This window comes from Janthinobacterium sp. NKUCC06_STL (assembly GCF_019345455.1).
Classification (GTDB): Bacteria; Pseudomonadota; Gammaproteobacteria; order Burkholderiales; family Burkholderiaceae_D; genus Janthinobacterium; species Janthinobacterium rivuli.
Map to the genome: position 1 here is coordinate 1143112 of NZ_JAHKQY010000001.1, position 19527 is coordinate 1162638.

Below are 19527 nucleotides of genomic sequence, written 5' to 3' on the forward strand. Positions count from 1 at the left end.
GCCTGTCCACGCATGGCCGGCAGCCCGGAAAGGCGCCGGCCATGCCCGCTTCCCCTCCTCCCTCCGACACGCCGCTGCAACTGCCGCAACTGCTGGCCTGGCTGCAGGAAGACGGCTTGCTCGATGCGGCGCAAGCGGCCGCCATCGACGCCCAGGCCGCCCTGCTGCCCGCGCCTGCCTTGCATCCGCTGTGCAGCATCGCCCACGGCGCACTGACGCTCGACACCCTGTGCGCCTGGCTGGCGCAACGCTCCAGCCTGCCGTATGTGCGTATCGATCCCCTGCACATCGATTTCAGCCAGGTGGCCGACGTGATGACGGCCGGCTACGCGGCCCGCTTCAACATCCTGCCCGTGGAAAGCACGCTTGATCGCATCGTCATCGCCACGGCCCAGCCATATGCGCTCGCCTGGCAAGCGCAGCTGGGCAACCTGGCGCCGCGCAAACTCAGCCTGGTCATCGCCAATCCGCTGCACATCGCCGACGCCATCGCGCAATTTTTCAGCCTGGCCAGTTCCGTCAAGGTGGCAAGGCAGGCGTCCACGCAAGACCTGGCGCTGCGCCAGAATGTCGAACAACTGGTGGAGCTGGGGCGCAACAAGACCAGCGTCGACGCCAACGACCAGCACGTCGTGCGCATCGTCGACTGGCTGTGGCAATACGCGTTTGCCCAGCGCGCGTCCGACATCCATCTGGAACCGAAGCGCGACGCGGGCCTCGTGCGCCTGCGCATCGACGGCCGCCTGCACCAGGCTTACCAGCTGCCGCCCGTGGTGCTGCTGGCCATGACGGCGCGCATCAAGTTGCTCGGGCGTATGGATGTGGTGGAAAAGCGCCGACCCCAGGATGGCCGCATCAAGACGCGCAATGCGCAAGGCCAGGAAATCGAGCTGCGCCTGTCGACCTTGCCCACGGCCTTTGGCGAAAAACTCGTCATGCGCATTTTCGACCCGGAAGTGGCCGTCAAGAGCCTTGCCGAGCTGGGCTTTCCACCCGTGGATGCCGAACGCTGGCGCCAGCTGACGGCGCGCACGCACGGCATCGTGCTCGTCACGGGTCCCACCGGCTCGGGCAAGACCAGCACCCTGTACAGCACCCTGAAGGCGCTGGCCGGCAGCGAAGTCAATGTGTGCACGGTGGAAGATCCCATCGAAATGGTCGAGCCGGCTTTCAACCAGATGCAGGTGCAAACCCAGGCCGGCATCGAACTGTCGTTTGCCGATGGCGTGCGGGCGCTGATGCGGCAAGATCCCGACATCATCATGGTGGGCGAGATCCGCGACCTGGCCACGGCCGAGATGGCCATCCAGGCGGCGCTGACGGGCCATTTGGTGCTGTCGACCTTGCACACCAACGACGCCCCGTCCGCCGTGATGCGCCTGCTGGAACTGGGTGTGCCAGCCTATCTGCTGGAAGCGTGCCTGATCGGCGTGCTGGCGCAGCGCTTGCTGCGCTGCCTGTGCGCGGCCTGCAAACAGCTGGACGACGCCCCCGGCGCCGACGCCTGGCAGCGCCTGACGGGCGGCCAGCTGGCACGGCCGGCCGCAGCGTACCGCCCCGTCGGCTGCGCCCTGTGTCGGCACAGCGGCTATCTGGGACGCGCCGGCATTTATGAACTACTGAGCGTGACGGAAACATTCGGCCAGCTGGTCAAGGCCGGCGCCGACCTGCAAGCGCTGCGTCGCCAGAGCATCCTCGACGGCATGACGCCGCTGCGCATCGCCGGCGCCCGTAAAATCATCGATGGCACGAGCAGCATCGACGAAGTGCTGAAGCTCACGGCAGCCCTGCCCTAGCTGGCCAGCACTTTCTCGCAGGAATGCTTTGCATTCTTTTTCAACTGATATATAATGCGGCCTCTTTCGGGTCGTTAGCTCAGCTGGTAGAGCAGCGGACTTTTAATCCGTTGGTCGCAGGTTCGAATCCCGCACGGCCTACCACGAATGCGCAGTACTAAAAAGCCCATCCTCACGGATGGGCTTTTTTCGTTTCCGGCCCTCACGGTTATACTGGCTCTTCGTCTTGCCAGCCCTGAAAGAAACGCATGAAACTTGCCGCCATCCTATTGCTTGCCACCGCTTGCCTGTCCGCCCATGCTCAAACGCAAACGCCGATCGTGCTCGACGGCCAGTACAGCGCGCGCACGGACGAGATGAGCTTGGAAATCATCGGCAACCGCGTCTGCTTCGCGCCCGACAAGGCGCAGTGGGGCCGTCTGCCCCGCCCTGCCGCCACACACGATGCGTGGTTCTGTTTTTCCAACGATGGCGAGGCGCGCCGGCTGCTGCGCGTGCCCGCGCGCCAGGCCGACAATTGCGGCTGGCAGGCGCGTGCCCGCATCGTCATCGACAGCTATCAACCGTATGTGGAGCAAGGCGACGGCAACGACATGGCGCGCATGGCGTCGGTGGTGAAAGTGGCGCAGCCGAACGCCATCGCCTGCGAATAAACCCTAGTCGAGTTCGTATTCCTCTAAATAACGGGCAAACAAGTCGCCATCGGACAGCGGGCACGCAAACCCCGCGCCCCAGTCGGCCAGCAGCAACTGCTCTTTCAAGGGCAACAGCAACAGCTCGGGCATGGCGTCGCTGCACCACAGGTCGCACACGATGCCCTTGTCGTCCAGGCCGGCAAACAGGGTTTCCGTGTTCTCGCCGCCAAAGGCCAGCACGTTCTTGCATTCCACGCGGTACGTGCTGTAGCCCGTGTAGACGGCGTCATACGGCGGCAAGGCGTCCGCCAGCGCCAGCCGCAGCTGTTCCATCGTGAGGCCCAGCGCGCCCATCTGCGACGGCGGCGCCTCGGGCACGTACATCTGAGTCCAGCCGGCGCCGCTGCGGTGCGCATCGGCAAACGCCTCTTGCTCGCCCATCTGCGTCAGACAGTGCTGCAAGTTATCGAGCGGCAGCAGTTCGATCCTGCAAAAATCGTCTTCGTGGTAGTACGCTTCCCGCATGTTTTAGTTCTCCAGCAAGTCTTGCAGTTGCACATTGCGCCGCGACGTTAGCCGGCCGGCCCAGGTTTCGCTCGTCACCGACGGATAGCGCACGGCGCCAAAGTTCATCCAGGCATCGCGGTAGGCCAGCCACAGGCGCTGGGTGGCGCGGACGCCATCCTTGCCCACGGCGCCCGCATGGGTTTGCGCCGGCTTTTTCATGAGCTTGCCGTAGATGGCGTTGAGCTCCTTGTCGAGCGCCGCCGCCTGCTCCTTCGTCATGCTGGCCGGCAGCTTGCCCGCTTCGTAGTCACGCAGATCGTGCGCCAGCAGATCAAGCTCGGCCGTGCGGGCGGCGATGCTCAGGGCGGCGCGCGCCGTGCCGCTCAAGTCCGTTTCATTCGCCGCGCGCGCATCGGCAAACTTGCTGGCCGCCGCCTGCAGTTTTTGCAGCGACGCTTGCGCCACGGCAGGCATGCTGTCGCTGACTTTACCTGTCGCCTGCGTGCGCACTCTTTGTTTCTGGCGCGCATCGATGGCGCTGCACACGCCCATCATGTAGCCGCTGGTGATGTCGTCGCACAAATCGATCATGCCGCGACCGCTGGCATTGATCTTCTGCAAGTGCTCGATACGGCCCCGCATCTCGGCCGGCGCCGCATCGATGCTGCACGCATACTTGAGCGCCAGCAACGGGTCTTTTTGCACGCCCTGTCCATTCTGGTACAGCATCATCAGGACGGCGCTGTTTTGCGTGGCCATGGCGCAATGGCGCGCGGGACGCCAGTCGGCCGGCTTGGGCGCGGACATACTCTTGGTATCGTAGTACAGGTCCGTTGCCTGGCATTGCTGCAGGGACGCCACGGCCGATGGCGCCGGCAGGTCGGCGGGCGGCGGCGCCGCATCCTTGACCTTCAGGCAGCCCGCATACCAGGCCGTGCTTTCCGCGTGACCGACGCCCATGGCGCTCGTGTTCGGGTAGGGAGCGGGCGCAGCGGCAAAAACCGGGGCCGCCAGCAGGCAGCTCGCGCCCAGCAATGCCGTTTTCAATAAGGGTAGACAAATTTTCATGTTCAGTCAGCGCCAGCGTGAGTAAAGCGGCAAGTTTAACTGATCGGATACGCCAGGTCCGTCCGCCATGCGTGCGTCGGCCTGGTAAGTAACGGTACCCAGCCTTGGCAGTGCGGGAAAGCATGGGCAATAATGTTGCCCGCTGTACTTTTTTCACTACTCCGGACCACGCCCATGACCTCACCCCGTCTTCGCCGTTCCCTCGGCTCGCTGCTGATCGCAGCGGCCTGCGCCTCGCTTGCCCATGCCGCCGATACCAACACCACCACCCCAGTTGCCGCTACGCAAATGCAAGCCAGACACGCCATCACGCATGAAGATGTGTGGCTGATGAAACGTGTGGGCGCGCCCGTCGCCAGCCCGGATGGAAAGTGGGCCGTGTTTTCCGTGGTCGACAGCGCCTACGATAGCAAGGAGCAATGGTCGGACCTGTGGATCAAGTCACTGCTTGACGACAGCCCCGCGCGCCGCCTGAGCTATTCCAAAAGCGGCGAAAGCGCCGTGGCCTGGTCGCCGGACAGCCGCCAGCTGGTTTTCGTTGCCAAGCGCGACGGCGATGAAGCTGGGCAGATTTATCGCCTCGACGTGGCAGCCGGCGGCGAAGCGCAACGGCTGACCTCGCTCACCCTGGGCGCGCGCATGCCGAAATGGAGCCCGGACGGCAAACAATTACTGTTCATCAGCGACATCTATCCCGGCAACAAGACGGAAGCCGACGTCAAGCAAAGCGCGAAAGAGCGCAAGGACCGTAAACACAGCGCCCGCTCGTATGAAACGACGGCGCCCCGCTATTTCGACAAATGGCTGACCGACAAGCAAGTGCGGCTGTTCGTCGTCGATGCGCAAGCTGATGCGAAAGGTGAAAACACAGCGCGCGACATCCTGTCGGGCACGCAACTGGTCACCCTGCCGGGCTTTGGCGGTGGCCAGGGCGACGAGGGGCAATCGCTGGACGCCGTCTGGACGCCGGATGGCAAGGCCGTCGTCTTCAACGCGGCCACCAACCGCGATGCGGCCCAGCGCGAAGCCGTCTATTCGCAACTGTATCTGTTGCCCGTGGCGGGCGGCGAAGCGCAGCGTTTGACGCAGGATAAGCACAGCTATGGCAGCCTGAAATTCGCGGCCGACGGCAAGACCCTGTTCGCGCTCAGCGATGCGCAAACCCCCGGTAAAGTGTATGACGTGAAACGCCTGGCCAGTTTTGCCTGGCCGATGAACAACCCTGCGCCAACGATTTTGACGGCCAAGCTGGACCGTTCGGTTTCCCGCTACGTGCTGCCCGAAGGCGGCAAGCGCGTCCTCTTCAGCTATGAACATGCTGGCCTGGAAAAGCTGTACTCGATCGACGCCAGGGGTGGCGACGTGCGCGAGGAGCCATCCTTGCCGACGGGTACCATCAACTCGCTGAGCAGCGGTGGCAAGGCTTTGGTCGGCGTGTGGGAATCCGCCATCAACCCGCCGGAAATCTATGCCTTCAACGGCAAGCAGCCCAAGCGCCTGACGGCCTTCAACACGGAGAAAGCCAGCAAGATCGACTGGCAGGCTCCCGAGCACTTCTGGTTCACGACGGCCGATGGCCGCCAGATCCACAATATGCTTGTCAAGCCGGCCAATTTTGACCCGAACAAGAAATACCCGTTGTTTACCGTCATCCACGGCGGCGCGGCCAGCATGTGGCGCGACCAGTTCGTGCTGCGCTGGAACTATCACTTGCTGGCCAAGCCAGGCTATGTCGTGTTGCTGACCGACTACAAGGGTTCCACCGGCTATGGCGAGGAATTCTCGCGCTCTATCCAGTTCGACCCCTTGAAAGGTCCGGGCGATGAAGTCAACCAAGGCGTCGATGAAGCCATCAAGAAATACCCATTCATCAACGGCACGAAACTGGCCGCCGGCGGCGCCAGCTATGGCGGCCACCTGGCCAACTGGCTGCAAGCGACCACCACGCGCTACAAGGCCATCGTCTCGCACGCGGGCGAAATGGACCTGATCATGCAGTGGGGCACCAGCGATGGCGGCTTCGGACGTGAAACGAATGCAGGCGGCCCCGTCTGGTCGAACCTGCCCGTGTGGCGCGAGCAAAGCCCCATCATGCAAGCGGGCAATCATGAAAAAGGCACGGGTTTCACGACACCGATCCTGATCACCGTGGGCGAACTCGACTACCGCGTGCCGGCCAACAATGCGCTGATGAACTTTGCCGTGCAACAACGCCTGAACGTGCCGGCAAAACTGCTGGTCTTCCCGGACGAAAACCACTGGATCTTGAAGGGCGAGAACAGCCGCTTCTTCTATAGCGAAGTCGAAGGATGGCTGGCAAAGTATCTGAAATAATCGCGCCGCACGCTACTTGAAAGCCAGGCTCCGCTCACGCGGGCCTGGCTTTTTTCATGCAGGCTGAGCGGCGGCCACGGCCGCCTTCTGGCGCTGGATCGCCAGCACCATCAGCGCGGCCACGAGGCAGGCGGCGCCAGCGGCGAACAGGGCCGGGTTGTAGGTCAGCATCAGGGTGCGGATGCGGCCCGCGCCGTACGCGGCCACGGCGGCACCCAGCTGGTGGCCGGCAAAGATCCAGCCGAAGACCATGCCCGCCCGCTCCCGCCCGAACGTGGCCCCCACCAGTTTCACGGTGGGCGGCACGGTGGCGATCCAGTCCAGGCCGTAGAACATGGCGAACAGGGACAGGCCGTACAGGGTGAATTCCGAATACGGCAGCCAGAACAGGGACAAGCCGCGCAAGCCGTAATACCAGAACAGCAGTTTGCGGTTGTCATAGCGGTCCGACAACCAGCCGGACAGGATCGTGCCGAACAGGTCGAACGCGCCCATCATGGCCAGCACGGACGCGGCCGGCACGGCGGACAGGCCCGAGTCGCCGCACAGGGAAATGAAGTGTGTCTGGATCAGGCCGTTGGTGCTGAGGCCGCAGATGAAGAAGGTGCCGAACAGTATCCAGAAGGTGCGATTGGAAGCCACGCTGCGCAGAATCAGGAACGGCGTGGCAAACGTCATCTTCGCGGCCGGCGCCGCGATCAGCGGCGTAGCCGGGTCGGCGCCATACGGACGCAAGGCCACGTCCTGCGGACGGTTGCGCATGCACAGGAAAGCCAGCACGGCGACGATGGCGCAGGCGGCAAACACGGGCATGATGGCCGTGCGCCAGCCGTAGTGCTCGATCAGCCAGGCGCCCACGGGCAGGAACAGCAGCTGGCCCGTGGCAGAGCTGGCCGTCAGCACGCCTACCACCAGGCCCCGGTGCGTCTCGAACCAGCGGTTCGCCACCACGGCGCTCAAGACCAGCGCGGTCATGCCAGAGCCCAGCCCCAGCAGGATGCCCCACAGGGCCACCAGGTGCCAGAACTGCGTCATGCGCGTGGCCAGCAGCATGCCCGCTGCGATCAGGCCCAGCGCCACGCAGATGACATTGCGCAAGCCGAAGCGTTCCATCAGGATGGCGGCGAACGGCCCCATCAGGCCAAACAGCACGAAGCGCACGGCCAGGGCCGAGGAAATCTGCTCGGCATCCCAGCCGAATTCGCGGCTCAGGGGCTGCATCAGTGCGCCTGGCAAGCCCAGCGCAGCGGACGAGGTCAATGCCGTGAGGAAGGTGATGGCGACGATGACCCAGGCAAAGTGCACGCCGCGCCGCGCCAGCCATTGCGAAAAGGGATAGGAAAGCATGCAGTCCTCATGAGAAAAAGTGAATACCGGTCAGCATCAGCCGACAGGATTTTCCTCATGTTATATTATGATCGTAATTTATACAATCGAAAAAAACTGGAGCCGCATTGCTGCGTACGGCTCCAGTCCTGGCTTGAGCGCCGGTGCAGAATGCGCTTATTTCACTTTCAAGCCATTCTTCACATCCGTCACGCCTTCCACACCACGGGCCAGGTCGGCGGCTTTTTTCACTTGCGCCTGGGAAGGCACGAAGCCGCTGAGCATGACGACGCCGTTGACCGTTTCCACGTGTACGTCGAGCGCTTTCAAGTCGTTGTCCTTGACGAGGTCAGCCTTGATCTTGGTGGTGATGACGGAGTCTTCCACTGCCACCTTGGTGCTGCCGGCCGCGTTGCGCGTCACGCAGGCGGCCTTGGCGGTCGCATCCATGGCGTCGCAGTTTTCCTTCGTCGTGGCGGGTAGATTTTGCGCCACGTTGGTGCCATCCCTCGCGCCCGTGTTGGCGTCGGCCAGCGCGGCCGTTTTCGCTGCCTTGGCATCATTCATGCACGTGGTTTTGTCGGCGCCCGTGCGGTCGCCGCACTTGGCCTTGGCCAGGTCATACTCGGCATTGGCGACGTCCTTGCGGGCCTTGCCCAGTTCGCGCGGCGTGTTGCGGTATTGCGCCACGGCGTCCGAATCGGCCTTGGCGCGCGCCACCTTGGCTTCTTCCACGCAGACTTTTTTCGCGTTGCCGCTGTGGCTATCGCAGGCGGCCTTGGCCTGTTTGTAATCACTGGATGCCTTGTCCGTCAAACTCTTGTACGAGGCATCCTGCGCATACGCGGGCGTGGCGGCAAGCAGGGCGCTGGCACTGGCGGCCAGCATGAGTGCGATCATTTTGTTCATGATGGTTCCTCTCTGGTTAGTTGATGCCCAGATTAGACCCCTGCCGCGCACAAAGCTCCGTGCGACAGCACACGCTGACAGTCCATTCACATAAAAATCAGCGTTTATTTGTCCCCGCTCAAACCCTTCCGCCACAATACTTGCGCCTGTTCAAATATTGAAGCGGACTCATCAAATACACCGGCGCCATCGGTCAGCGCCAGCCATGCCTGCGTGGCGTGCGAACCGCCTGCGCCGCCGCTTGCGACTTCACCAGCCGCGCGCACGCCGCGCATCCAGGCCAGCACCTCCTGGTACTGCCCGGGATGGCGTCCATGCATCCAGGCCAGGGCCACCAGGTCCGCATAGCCCTCTTCACGGCGCGTCTCGCGCAGCTCCTGCGCCAGCGGGGTCAACTTGCCCTGCTGCATGCTGCGCGGCTCGACAAAGCCGCGTGGCAAGGCATGCCAGTCGCCCTGCGCATAGCGCCGGCAGTGGCCGATCTCATGCGCCGTCATCGCTTCCATCATCAGGCCGTGGCGCATGGGTGGCACGCCCTGCAAGATACTGTCCGCCTGCGCATTGCCGCGCAAGGACAGCACCAGCTTGCAGCGCCCAGCTTCGTAGCCCAGCGCCAGCGGCACGGCGCCGGGCGCATCCTGCGGCTGCACGATGATATCGATGGGCAAGCCCTGCGCACGCGCAAACGCGATGACGGGTTGGCCCGCCTGCAGCCAGCGGGTTTCCAGATCAGTGATCTGGGCGGCGGCCACGGCGGGCAAGGCAAGGGACACACTCAACAGCGAGAACAGTTTCAACATGGGATCGATGGGAGAAAAGGAGAATTTACCACTGCAGAGTAAGCGGTGAAAATATTTCCACAAGGAAAAACTGGCAACTTTTCATAAATAAAGACGAAAAAAAACCGACGCAGAATGCGCCGGCTTTTCAGGCTGATAATAATCAAGGTCAGCTTATTTCTTCGCCGCCTGGTCCAGCGCACGGGCCGTGACGAAGTCCGGGCGGATATCGTTCGGTACGGCCTTCATCTTGTCGAGCGCCACTTGCACCTCAGGGCGGATCACCACGTACTTGGTCATCAGGTCTTTCGCGCGCGCATAATCGCCCGTCGCCTCGATGGTCAGAAATTCACGGTCCAGGTCGATCACGGCCTGTTTGATCTTGCCAAAATCAACGCCGAACTTGCCATCGCCCAAGGACACAAAGCCGCCCTTGTCGAGGATGTAATTCATCTGGATGGCCATGCCGCGCGCGTGCGAATCCGTCAAGCCGAAATGCAGGGTGCGGAAACCGGAGGCAAGGAAAGTGTTGTACAGCTTGCGCTCGGCCACGTCGCCCTGGCCCAGGGTGTCGTTCAGTTGCCCCTTGTCCATCATGTAGCGCAGCGCGAACAGACCCGTGATATCGGCCTTGGCTTCCTCGATGGTCGAATAGGCTTCCTTCAAGTCCTGGCGCGGCGTCGAAGGCTTGCCGTCGACGACGGTCGCGTGCGGGCCCAGGCCGTGCATGATTTCATGCGCGAGGATGTGCGTGAAGAAGGAATTGAAATCGACGTCCTGCTGCGCTTCGGGCGTGAGCACCAGTTTCGAGATCGGCGTCAGGGTGGCCTTGAACTTGGCTTCCTGCACATTCTTCAGCATGACGCGCTTGGAGCCGCGCGCGCTGATGATACGCTCGTCGTTCGGCAAGTTGTAGGCAGCCGTCTGCACGGCCATGTTGCCGTCGCCAGCGCCATACACCTGGTTGACCACCACCATCGGCGCCAGCGCGCCCACTTTCGGGTTGCGGTACTGGGCGTCGAGCGGCAGGTTGTCTTCCAGTTCCTGCATGTGCCTGGCAAAGAAGTTCAGCTTTTGCGTCTCCGCCTGGTCACGGATGTTCACGTAGGCCTCGAAGGCAGCCTTGTAGCCGAACAGCTCGTCGTTATACGTTTCATACGGGCCGATGGTGATGTCCACAGGTGAATCGAGATCCATCCAGGCGAAGTCGGACGGCAGGTAATCATTGTCGAGGAAAGCCTTGGCGCGCAGGGTCAGAAATTTCTTCAGCGACGCGTTATCCGTGGCGGCGGCCGCCTCGTCGAGCAGCTTGGCCAGTTGCTTCAGCTCCACCTTGTATTCATCCGAATACTTGACGGTTTGGTATTTGCCATCCTTGCCCGCGCGAATCGTCGTAAAGAACCATTGCGCCTGCTGCTTGTCCTCTGGCGACAAGCCATTCATCCACGTTTCCAGGCTGGCCTTGGTGGCGCCCTGCGGATAGAAATTGCCCGCTTCCGGCTTGTGCGCGGGAATGGCGATGCCGGCATAGCTGGCCGGCATGAACGAGGCGTGGGCGTCGAGCACCGACCATGGTCCCTTGTTGATCCAGAAATAATTCAAACGGGCCTGGCCCAGCTTTGATTTGTCCTTCTTCAATGCGGCCCACAGCGCTTCGTTGCCGGACCAGCGCTGACGCAGCTGCAGCACGTCGACCAGCTTGGCCGCTTCGACCAGCTTGGCGATGGCCTGGCGATCGCCCGCGGACAGGTGCGTGACATCGGCAGTCAGCGCGACGGGCGCATAGCGGGCGCTCATGCTGGTCAATTGTTGCGCCGTAGCGGGGGTGGCTGGCGTTGCAGCGCAGGCGCTGCCGACGGCGGCGGCCATCAGCAGGGGAATCAGGATGTTTTTCATGGGGCCTCGGTGTATGGTTCACAGCAAGAAAGCGCCCCGCGCTGTTACGGCGCGTGCGCTTCCTTGTTCAGCCTGCGATTGTCCCACCTGCCCCCATGGCATGGCAAGCGGCTTACCAGACCTTGTACACCTGCCCCGTCTGCGCCCCTTCCACGCTGCGGCTGTAGGCCAGCGCCACTCTGCTGGCGGCGGCCGGCTCGAAGCCATAGAAGAAGGGGCCATATGCTTCCAGCGATTCGGCCAGCACCGTCGGGCTGACGACATTGATGCGCACGCCGCGCGCCAGTTCGATGGCGGCGCCCCGCACGAAACCTTCCACGGCCGCATTCGTCATGCTGGCGGCCGTGCCAAAGCGGATAGGCTGCTCGGCCACGATGCCGCTGGTGAGGGTGATCGAGCCGCCGTCATTCAGGTATTCCTGCGCCACCAGCGCCACGTTGACCTGGCCCATCAGCTTGCTGTCCAGGCCCAGCTGGAATTGCTCGGGCGTGAAATCGGCCAGGGGGCCGAAATGCAGTTTGCCGGCCGTGACGACGACGGCGTCGACCTTGCCGATGCGCTTGAACAGGGCGCGCACTTGCGCGATGTCACCCATGTCGGCCTGGTGCGTGCCACTGCGGCTGCCCACTTCGATGATTTCATGGCGTTGCGCCAGTTGTGCGGTGACGGCCTTGCCGATGGTGCCGCTGGCGCCGATGATGACGATTTTCATGCTGCTTCCTTGTGTGGGTTGAACGATGCAGCCAGTATGCGCCGCTTCCAAAAAGGAATAAATGCGTTAAAATTTACAAGATTACCAACTCAGAGTTTGCAATCAAGGCACCATGGATAAATTGCGCAGCATGGAAATCTTTGTGTCCGTCGTCGACCAGGGCAGTTTCACGGCCGCCGCCGAGGCGTTCCAGATTTCGCCCGTGATGGTGGGCAAGCACATCAAACAGCTGGAGGAGCGGCTGGGTGCGCGCTTACTGGCGCGCACGACGCGGCGGCAAAGCCTGACGGAAATCGGCCAGCAGTATGTGGAACAATGCCGCCAGATCCTGGCCAGCATCCATGCGGCCGAACGTGGCGCGGAAGCCATGCGCACGGCACCGCGCGGCAAGCTGAAGATCACGGCGCCCGTGTCCTTCGGCAGCGAATGCATCGCGCCGCTGATGGCCGAGTATCTGACGGCCTATGCGGACGTGAGCCTGGAACTCAATTTGAATGACAGGATGGTGGACCTGGTGGAGGAAGGATTCGATGCGGCCATCCGCATCGGCAAGCTGGAAGATTCCGGCATGGTGGCGCGGCCCTTGCGACCGTATGCGATGGTGATCTGCGCTTCGCCCGCCTACCTGGCAAAGCACGGCACGCCGCGCACGCCGGACGACCTGGCGCGGCACGAATGCGTGGATTTCATGCAGTGGTCGCGCCACATGCGCTGGCGTTTGAGCGGCAAGGAAGCGCGCCACGATGGCGCTGCGGCCGAGAGCCGCTTCCGCTCGAACAATGGGCAGGCGCTGCGCATGGCAGCCCTGCACGGCTTCGGCATCGTCATGCAGGCGGAGATTTTACTGGCCGACGATATCGCGGCGGGAAGACTAGTTCCGCTATTGACCGATTACGTGCCGGCGCCGCGCCTGATGCATGTGCTGTATCCGCGCGACCGCCAGCCCACGCCCAAGCTGACGACCTTCATCGATTTTCTGCTGGAACGCTACGGGCCGGCGGCGACACCGCCACCGGCCACGCTCACGTAATCGTCGTGCCTAGTTCACCTTCGCGGCTGGCGCGGATGCCAGCTTGGCCAGCTCGCCGTCCGGCTGCCAGCCGGCGCCCAAAGAGCGCGCCACGGCGACCGTCGCCAGCAAGCGCTGGGTCTTGATCTGCGCGGCGGCGCGGTCCGCGGCCAGTGAGCTGCGCTGCGCATCCGTCACGTCCAGGTAGGTCGAGATGCCGCGCTCGTAGCGCGTGCGCGCCACCAGGTAGGCGCGCGCCGCCGCGGCCTGCGACAAGGCTTGCGCGTCGCCCTGCAACTGGCGCTGCTCCACGTCGGACAGCGCATCTTCCACTTCACGCAAGGCCGTCAAGAGCTTGGTTTCGTGGTTCGCCACGGCTTCCGCATAGCGCGCCTTGCTCAAATCCAGGTTGGCCTGGTTGCGGCCGCCGTCGAAGATCGGCAGGGACAGGGCCAGCGGACCAAAGCTGAACTGGCGCGAGCCGCCCTGCGCCAGGTCGCGCAGCTTTTCCGAGGCGTAGCCGAAATTGCCCGTCAGTTGCAGCGTCGGATAAAACGCGCCTTCAGCCACGCCCACTTGCGCATTCGCCGCGCGCAGGCCCGCCACGCTGGAGACCAGGTCCGGGCGGTGCGCCAGCAGGCTGGCGGGCAGGCCGACGGGAATGGCGGGCGGCAGCGGTAATGCCGACGGCTCGGCGGCCACTGGCAATTGCAGCGCCGATGGCGGCTTGCCCGTCAGGGTGGCCAAGCTGTTTTCCAGCTGGTTGCGCTGGCGCTTGACTTCATGCAGGTCGGCCTGTGCGTTCGACAGTTCGACTTTCGCGCGCGCCAGGTCCAGCTCATTCGTCAAGCCCGCGTTGAAGCGCGCCTCGACCAGCTGGGCCGACTCGCGGCGCGTGTCCAAAGCGCCATTCAGGATCGCCATTTCCGCATCGAGGCCGCGCAGTTGCCAGTAATTGCTGGCCACTTGCGACGACAGTATCAGCAGCACGCCATCGCGGTCGGCCTGCGCCGCCAGGGCTTGCGAGTCGGCCGCTTCGACCATCCGTTTTACACGGCCCAGCAAGTCGACTTCATACGACAGCGAGCCGCCCACGGAGAAGTTATTGCCGCTGATGGAGCGGTTGCCCAGGGCCAGGCCCTGCGAAGTGTTGGCCGAAGTGCGCGAGTTCGAGACACCCGTGCTGACGTTGACGCTCGGGCCCTGGTTGGCGCGCGCCGTGCCGCTTTGCGCCAGCGCCTGCAGCAGGCGCTCGCCGGCCGCCTTCACGCCGGGGTTGTCCTGCAGCGCGCTTTGCTCGAGGCGGTTCAGGGTGGCGTCGCCGTAGATGCTCCACCATTCCTTGGGCAGCTGCGCGGCGTCCGCCGCAGCTGCGCCGTGGCGGAAGGTGTCGCTGCCGGCGACGTTCGCCGGAGCGGTGAAATCCTGGCCCACGGTGCCGCAGGCGGAGAGCGCCACGGCAAGGGAAGCGGCCAGCGCGATTTTCGTCAATACTGTTTGCATGATGATTACCTTCTTGTTCTTGAGGTGCTGCACGTGCGGGCTGTGCGCGGTCAATGACCGCCGCCACCGCCACCGGGAGCTTTGAGTTTGTCGGCCAGCCACAGGGGCACGATGCAGGCCAGCAGGATGGCGCCGATCAGGAAGAAGCCATCGTTGTAGGCCATCACATACGCTTCGCGGCGCACGATGCCGTCGATCGCCTGCAAGGCCTGGTTGCCGGCCGTGACGGCGTCATAGCCCTTGGCCATGAACGACGACGTCAGCTGGTCGATGCGCAGCTGCGTGGCGCTGGAATAGGCATTGATCGCTTCACCCAGGCGCTGCGAATGGAAATGCTCGCGGGTGCTCAGGGCCGTGGCCAGCAGGGCGATACCGATCGAGCCACCGAGGTTGCGCGTCATGTTGAACAGGCTCGAAGCGGACGCCATGTCCTTCGGCGCGATACCCTTCATGGCGAAGTTCGACAGGGTCAGCATGACAAAGGGCTGGCCCAGCGCGCGCACCACCTGCGACCACAGCAGCTGGTCGTAGCCGGTGGACGCGTCCATGTAGGCATTCATCATGCACGAGCCGCCAAACAGCAGCAGGCCGATCGAACACAGGATGCGGTTGTCCACCGTCGACGACAGCTTGGCGACGAACGGCATGATGAACAACTGCGGCAGGCCCACCCACATGATGACTTCACCGATCTGCATCGGCGAGTAGCCGGCGATCTGCCCCAGGAACAGGGGCAGCAAGAAGGCCGAGCCATACAGGCCCATGCCCGTCACGGCCGACAGCACGGTGGCCACTAAAAAATTGCGCTGGCCGTACAGGCCCAGGTTGACGAACGGTTCGGCGCGCGTGGCGCTGGTGACGACCCAGCCCAGGATGCCCGTCAGGGCCAGCGCGGCGAAGGTGATGATGAAGCCCGAGTCGAACCAGTCCTTCGAATTGCCCTCTTCCAGGAAGATGGTCAGGCAACCGAGGCCCAGGGCCATGAAGAAGATGCCCAGCCAGTCGGCTTTCCAGAACAATTTGAGCTGCAGCGGCTCCTTGTCCAGACCATAGATCATGCCGACGATCAGCAGCACGCCCGGCACCCAGTTGATGTAGAAGATCGATGGCCAGCCATACAGCTCGGAGAGGTAGCCGCCCAGGGTCGGGCCCATGGCCGGCGCCAGGGTGGCCGTCAAGCCAAAGATGGCCATGCCGACGGCCCGCTTCGATGGCGGCAGCTTGAGCATCACCAGGGTGAACGCCATCGGGATCAGCGCGCCGCCGGTGAAGCCCTGCAGCATGCGGAAGACGATCATGCTTTCCAGGTTCCAGGCCGCGCCGCACAGGGTGGAGAACAGCAGGAAGAAAGCGGTGGTGCCGATCATGTAGGTGCGCAGTCCGAACACGCGCGCCAGCAGCGCGGTGAGCGGGATGACGATAATTTCCGCCACCAGGTAGGCCGTGGAAATCCACGAGCCCTCTTCCTGGGTGGCCGACAGCGAGCCAAGGATGTCCTTGAGCGATGAATTCGTGATCTGGATGTCGAGCACCGCCATGAAGGCGCCCAGCATGCCGGCGGCGACCGCCAGCCAGGTGCGCCCGGAGACTTTCTCGTCGATCACGGGAAACGCTGGCGGCTTCGCCAGCGTGGTGGAAGGGCTGCTCATGGAAGCTTAGCGCGTGGTGGTCTGGGCGACGGGAGCAGCTGGCGCGGCGGCGTGGCGCGCGGCCGGCTGCGTTTCAGGCTGATTCACTTCCACTTCGGCGATCACCGACATGCCCGGCACCAGGCGGCCATTCATGGCCTTGACGTCTTCCGGCTGGAAGACGATTTTCACGGGCACGCGCTGGACGATCTTGGTGAAGTTGCCGGTGGCGTTATCGGCCGGCAGCAGCGCGAATTGCGCGCCCGAGGCAGGCGCGAAGCTGTCCACGGTACCCACCAGTTTCTTGCCCGGCATGGCGTCGATGGTCACGTGCACGCTCTGGCCGCGGTGCAGGTCGGCCAATTGGGTTTCCTTGAAGTTGGCGGTGACCCAGACGTTGTCCTGCACGATGGCCGTCAATTGCTGGCCAGGCTGCACGCGCATGCCCGTTTCCACGTTGCGCTTGCCGATGCGGCCGGCGACAGGGGCCAGGATGCGGTTGTATTGCAACTGCTGTTCCGCGTCCTTCAATTGCACGCGCAATACAGCCACTTGTGCCTTGGCCACGTCGCGCGCAGCTTGCGCCGCACCGATCTGCGCCTTGGCGGCCGAAGCGCTGTCGCGGCGGGCGGCCAGGTCGGCCACGGCGCTCGAGCGGGCCGCGTTGGCCGCGTCGAGTTCCGCTTTCGAGACGGCTTTCATCTGGCTCGTGTACAGCTGGCCATAACGGTCCGCATCCTGATTTGCGCGCAGCAATTGTGCATCGGCTTGCGCCACTTGCGCCTGAGCACCGCTCGCTTGTGCCTGCACTTGCGCGATCTGCGCGTCCGCTTGCAGCACTTGCTGCTCGGCGCTGGCGATCTGCGCGGCAATTTGCTCGGTTTTCACGCGCTGGTCGAACGGGTCGAGTTCGGCGATCACGTCGCCCTCTTTCACCATTTGATTGTCGTCGATGAAGACCTTGGTGACGACGCCGGAAATGCGCGCCGAGACGGGATGCACGTGACCAGCCACATAAGCGTTTTCCGTTTCCACGAAATAGTGGCTGCGGTACCACATGCGGGCGCCGGCGCCCAGGGCAACCAGGACGATCAGGCCGGCGATGATTTTCACGCGATTGTTAGGTGGTGCGGAGCTGGCCGAAGCGGCGGGCGCGGAAGGTGCGGCAGGGGCTGCGGGTGGGACGGCACTCAGCACCTTGTGCTCTGCTTGGCCTGGCTGGTTGGACATACTTGCTCCGGAAATGAAATGATGTATGTTCATTATTGGGCAAAGAAAAGCCAAAGTCAAGAAATGAAACGATTGCATTTCATTTTAATTTGCACTACAGTGTGAGCCATCACTTACCTTCCACCTTATAAAGAGACCCAGACCATGTCCGATCCCGGCCTCAGCGATACCTTGCCTACCGATACAGAATCCGACGACGCCGTCCAGGAGCTTTCCTGCTGCGGCAAGCCGGCCGGCCGCCCGCGCGCGGCCGATATGGAAGCGCGCATGGAAAACCTGCTGCACACGGCCGGCTGCCTGTTTCTGGAAAAAGGGTATGGAAAGGTCAGCCTGGAAATGATCGCCCGCGAAGCCCATGTGGCCGTGCGCACGATTTATGTGAAGTTTGGCGGCAAGTCGGGCTTGTTCAATGCCGTGGTGGAATTGCGCCGCGCCGCCTACTTCTCGACCATGCCGGCGCTGGAAACGGATATGCGGCCCCTGCCCACCATTCTGGGCGAGTTCGGCTTGCTGTTCGTGCAGCTCGTCACCATGCCGGCGGCGATTCGCCTCAATCGCATGGTGGTGGCCGAAGCGGCCACGCATCCGGAACTGGCGGAAACGTTTTACAAGGTGGGACCGGGACAGACGCGCGAGATGCTGACGAGGTTTTTCAGTCGCCCCGACATCGCGCCCCTGTTCCGCGCGGAGCTGGAGGCGTCGATGCTGTCGCTGCACCTGCTCAATTGCTTGCTGGGCGACCAGATGTCGCGCCTGCTGTTTCCGCCACAGGCGCAACCGGATGTGGCGCAATTGCGCGCCAAGGTGGCGGTCAGTCTCGACCTGTTCCTGCGCGGCACCCTGCGCCAGCCACTGTCGGACTGACGCGGAACGGCTGGCCGGGGAAATCAGCCAGGGCGGCTGCAGTCTTCCGGCACCGCCGCTGCGGGGTGTTCCTCGCTCAAGCCCAGCGCGCGCAGGAAAGGCTGGGCCGCCGACGCGCCATCAAGACTGAGTGAAGACTCACTTCCATCGTAGCGGTCCGGGCCATAGCGCATCAGGTCGAACGAGGTTTCAAAGCGTTGCGCCAGGAAATATGTGCGGAAGTAATCGAAGGAAAACGCCACCTGGCCATCATCCCGCAGCAGCAAGCCCTGCGCATACAAGGGCGCCAGCCAATCCCCGGCCGCCATGCTCCAGCCCTTCACGCCACAATAGTCGCTGGCAAAGCGTTCCAGCTCCGCCTCGCTGAGGAAGACGGTCTTGGCTTCGAACATCACGAACGCCAGCTCGATCAGGAATTCGCGCGCATCGGCAGCCACGCCTGCGTTTACGCGCTGCTGCGCGCCAGCCTTGCCCAGCAAGCCGTCGAGATAATCGCGCTCGCCGGCCAGCTGCGGCAGCAAGGTGGCAAACACATACTCGGCATCCACCTGCCCCGTTTCCTGACCATTCGGCGTGTACAGCACCGACAGGGCGAAGTGCTTGCTCACGTCATCGAATTCGCGCAGGGACACCGTCCACTGCGTGCCTGCCGCGCCGCCATCGGCCGCGGCCTCGCCTGTACCGAACTCGAGCACGGCAAACGCCGCCATCTGGCCTTGCGCACTGTACAGGCTGCCCGGATTGCTCTTGAACAGGATGCCCAGCGACTTCATCAGCGAACTGGCGTCGCCCGTATGCTGGTTGCCATGGAACACGGCGTGGATATTCTTGTAGTGCGCGCGATGCTCGGCACTGGCGTGCTCGTCGGCGGAGAAAAAGCTGAAACCGGCATTGCCCAGCGCCGCAGCCGCGACACCCTGCGCGCGGCTGCCCGGCACCAGGTAGAAGCGCGCGCCAGGCAAGCTGGCCGCCTGCAGCAAGGGGCGCAGGAAGTATTCGTAGACATACACGGGCGTCGTGCCGGCACAGGCGTCGGGCGCCACCAGCTGGCCCGTGAAGAAAATCGCATCGATCTTCTTGCCCGCCGCCAGGATAGCGGCCACGTCCTGGTACAAGGCATGCAGCATCACGGCTTGCTCTTGCTCATCGGCCCGGCGCAAACGGACATCGGCAATATGAAGGGCGGTAAATTTTTTCATCGTTGCAAAACTCTTTCAGTACAGCGGAATTTGACCGAACCCCACGCTGGCAACATTCCTGGAAAAATCACACGTTTCTATTGAAGCAGAACATGGTGACAGACCTCCATTCTGCCACTTTTTCCACACGGC

At 63.2% G+C, this 19527-nt stretch carries 16 protein-coding genes and 1 tRNA gene; 6 read left to right on the plus strand and 11 right to left on the minus strand.

Annotated elements, in window-relative coordinates; all coding sequences use genetic code 11:
* The first annotated feature begins 41 nt into the window (after positions 1–41).
* The 3 genes from KO539_RS05200 to KO539_RS05210 all read left to right on the plus strand — a co-directional run bounded on the left by KO539_RS05200 (position 42) and on the right by KO539_RS05210 (position 2449).
* Entirely contained in the window at positions 42–1796 is a 1755-nt protein-coding gene (locus tag KO539_RS05200; protein ID WP_219307652.1) for a GspE/PulE family protein, read from the plus strand.
* 68 nt (positions 1797–1864) lie between these two features.
* Positions 1865–1940 (plus strand) — tRNA-Lys (locus KO539_RS05205).
* A 104-nt stretch (positions 1941–2044) separates the two neighbouring features.
* The gene (locus KO539_RS05210) at positions 2045–2449 is read left to right on the plus strand and encodes a hypothetical protein (protein WP_219307653.1); all 405 of its coding nucleotides are present in this window, start codon (positions 2045–2047) and stop codon (positions 2447–2449) included.
* A gap of 3 nt (positions 2450–2452) precedes the next feature.
* Here KO539_RS05210 and KO539_RS05215 read toward each other — a convergent pair whose 3' ends face one another.
* Positions 2453–2956, minus strand: a complete 504-nt coding sequence (locus tag KO539_RS05215) for a hypothetical protein (RefSeq protein ID WP_219307654.1) — start codon at positions 2954–2956, stop codon at positions 2453–2455.
* 3 nt (positions 2957–2959) lie between these two features.
* Complete coding sequence (locus KO539_RS05220; protein WP_219307656.1) at positions 2960–4006, minus strand: lysozyme inhibitor LprI family protein; 1047 nt, start codon at positions 4004–4006, stop codon at positions 2960–2962.
* 174 nt (positions 4007–4180) lie between these two features.
* Here KO539_RS05220 and KO539_RS05225 point away from each other — a divergent pair, with 174 nt between their 5' ends.
* Positions 4181–6340, plus strand: coding sequence for a S9 family peptidase (locus KO539_RS05225; RefSeq protein ID WP_219307658.1), 2160 nt, complete (start codon positions 4181–4183; stop codon positions 6338–6340).
* Between the two features lie 54 nt (positions 6341–6394).
* Here the strand turns inward: KO539_RS05225 and KO539_RS05230 are convergent, their stop codons facing one another.
* From KO539_RS05230 to KO539_RS05250, 5 genes are all read right to left on the minus strand, one after another.
* Positions 6395–7687, minus strand: a complete 1293-nt coding sequence (locus KO539_RS05230; RefSeq protein ID WP_219307659.1) for an MFS transporter — start codon at positions 7685–7687, stop codon at positions 6395–6397.
* A gap of 156 nt (positions 7688–7843) precedes the next feature.
* Positions 7844–8575: a BON domain-containing protein gene (locus tag KO539_RS05235; protein ID WP_219307661.1), complete on the minus strand. Its 732-nt coding sequence runs from the start codon at positions 8573–8575 to the stop codon at positions 7844–7846.
* 104 nt (positions 8576–8679) lie between these two features.
* Entirely contained in the window at positions 8680–9375 is a 696-nt protein-coding gene (locus tag KO539_RS05240; protein WP_219307663.1) for a hypothetical protein, read from the minus strand.
* A 153-nt stretch (positions 9376–9528) separates the two neighbouring features.
* Entirely contained in the window at positions 9529–11250 is a 1722-nt protein-coding gene (locus KO539_RS05245; RefSeq protein ID WP_219307665.1) for a hypothetical protein, read from the minus strand.
* A 112-nt stretch (positions 11251–11362) separates the two neighbouring features.
* Positions 11363–11962 (minus strand): short chain dehydrogenase, encoded by a 600-nt coding sequence (locus tag KO539_RS05250; RefSeq protein WP_219307667.1) that lies wholly within the window; start codon positions 11960–11962, stop codon positions 11363–11365.
* 112 nt (positions 11963–12074) lie between these two features.
* Here KO539_RS05250 and KO539_RS05255 point away from each other — a divergent pair, with 112 nt between their 5' ends.
* The gene (locus KO539_RS05255) at positions 12075–12992 is read left to right on the plus strand and encodes a LysR family transcriptional regulator (protein ID WP_219307668.1); all 918 of its coding nucleotides are present in this window, start codon (positions 12075–12077) and stop codon (positions 12990–12992) included.
* Positions 12993–13001: 9 nt separating this feature from the next.
* Here the strand turns inward: KO539_RS05255 and KO539_RS05260 are convergent, their stop codons facing one another.
* From KO539_RS05260 to KO539_RS05270, 3 genes are read right to left on the minus strand one after another with little or no spacing between them, the layout of a single operon-like run.
* A complete protein-coding gene (locus tag KO539_RS05260) occupies positions 13002–14474 on the minus strand; it encodes an efflux transporter outer membrane subunit (protein WP_219307671.1) in 1473 nt (490 codons plus the stop codon).
* Between the two features lie 50 nt (positions 14475–14524).
* Positions 14525–16123 carry a DHA2 family efflux MFS transporter permease subunit gene (locus KO539_RS05265; RefSeq protein ID WP_176387968.1) on the minus strand — a complete coding sequence of 533 codons (1599 nt, stop codon included), beginning with the start codon at positions 16121–16123 and terminating at the stop codon, positions 14525–14527.
* Between the two features lie 6 nt (positions 16124–16129).
* Positions 16130–17332, minus strand: a complete 1203-nt coding sequence (locus tag KO539_RS05270) for an HlyD family secretion protein (RefSeq protein WP_219307672.1) — start codon at positions 17330–17332, stop codon at positions 16130–16132.
* Positions 17333–17476: 144 nt separating this feature from the next.
* Here KO539_RS05270 and KO539_RS05275 point away from each other — a divergent pair, with 144 nt between their 5' ends.
* Complete coding sequence (locus KO539_RS05275) at positions 17477–18196, plus strand: TetR/AcrR family transcriptional regulator (RefSeq protein ID WP_219307674.1); 720 nt, start codon at positions 17477–17479, stop codon at positions 18194–18196.
* A gap of 23 nt (positions 18197–18219) precedes the next feature.
* On the opposite strand, the gene KO539_RS05280 is transcribed toward KO539_RS05275, so the two are convergent.
* Entirely contained in the window at positions 18220–19395 is a 1176-nt protein-coding gene (locus KO539_RS05280; protein WP_219307676.1) for a hypothetical protein, read from the minus strand.
* Positions 19396–19527 lie beyond the last annotated feature (132 nt).

Coding starts and splice junctions, on each gene's coding strand:
- KO539_RS05200 (WP_219307652.1), top strand. CDS start 42: ATGCCCGCTTCCCCTCCTCCCTCCGACACGCCGCTGCAACTGCCGCAA.
- KO539_RS05210 (WP_219307653.1), top strand. CDS start 2,045: ATGAAACTTGCCGCCATCCTATTGCTTGCCACCGCTTGCCTGTCCGCC.
- KO539_RS05215 (WP_219307654.1), bottom strand. CDS start 2,956: ATGCGGGAAGCGTACTACCACGAAGACGATTTTTGCAGGATCGAACTG.
- KO539_RS05220 (WP_219307656.1), bottom strand. CDS start 4,006: ATGAAAATTTGTCTACCCTTATTGAAAACGGCATTGCTGGGCGCGAGC.
- KO539_RS05225 (WP_219307658.1), top strand. CDS start 4,181: ATGACCTCACCCCGTCTTCGCCGTTCCCTCGGCTCGCTGCTGATCGCA.
- KO539_RS05230 (WP_219307659.1), bottom strand. CDS start 7,687: ATGCTTTCCTATCCCTTTTCGCAATGGCTGGCGCGGCGCGGCGTGCAC.
- KO539_RS05235 (WP_219307661.1), bottom strand. CDS start 8,575: ATGAACAAAATGATCGCACTCATGCTGGCCGCCAGTGCCAGCGCCCTG.
- KO539_RS05240 (WP_219307663.1), bottom strand. CDS start 9,375: ATGTTGAAACTGTTCTCGCTGTTGAGTGTGTCCCTTGCCTTGCCCGCC.
- KO539_RS05245 (WP_219307665.1), bottom strand. CDS start 11,250: ATGAAAAACATCCTGATTCCCCTGCTGATGGCCGCCGCCGTCGGCAGC.
- KO539_RS05250 (WP_219307667.1), bottom strand. CDS start 11,962: ATGAAAATCGTCATCATCGGCGCCAGCGGCACCATCGGCAAGGCCGTC.
- KO539_RS05255 (WP_219307668.1), top strand. CDS start 12,075: ATGGATAAATTGCGCAGCATGGAAATCTTTGTGTCCGTCGTCGACCAG.
- KO539_RS05260 (WP_219307671.1), bottom strand. CDS start 14,474: ATGCAAACAGTATTGACGAAAATCGCGCTGGCCGCTTCCCTTGCCGTG.
- KO539_RS05265 (WP_176387968.1), bottom strand. CDS start 16,123: ATGAGCAGCCCTTCCACCACGCTGGCGAAGCCGCCAGCGTTTCCCGTG.
- KO539_RS05270 (WP_219307672.1), bottom strand. CDS start 17,332: ATGTCCAACCAGCCAGGCCAAGCAGAGCACAAGGTGCTGAGTGCCGTC.
- KO539_RS05275 (WP_219307674.1), top strand. CDS start 17,477: ATGTCCGATCCCGGCCTCAGCGATACCTTGCCTACCGATACAGAATCC.
- KO539_RS05280 (WP_219307676.1), bottom strand. CDS start 19,395: ATGAAAAAATTTACCGCCCTTCATATTGCCGATGTCCGTTTGCGCCGG.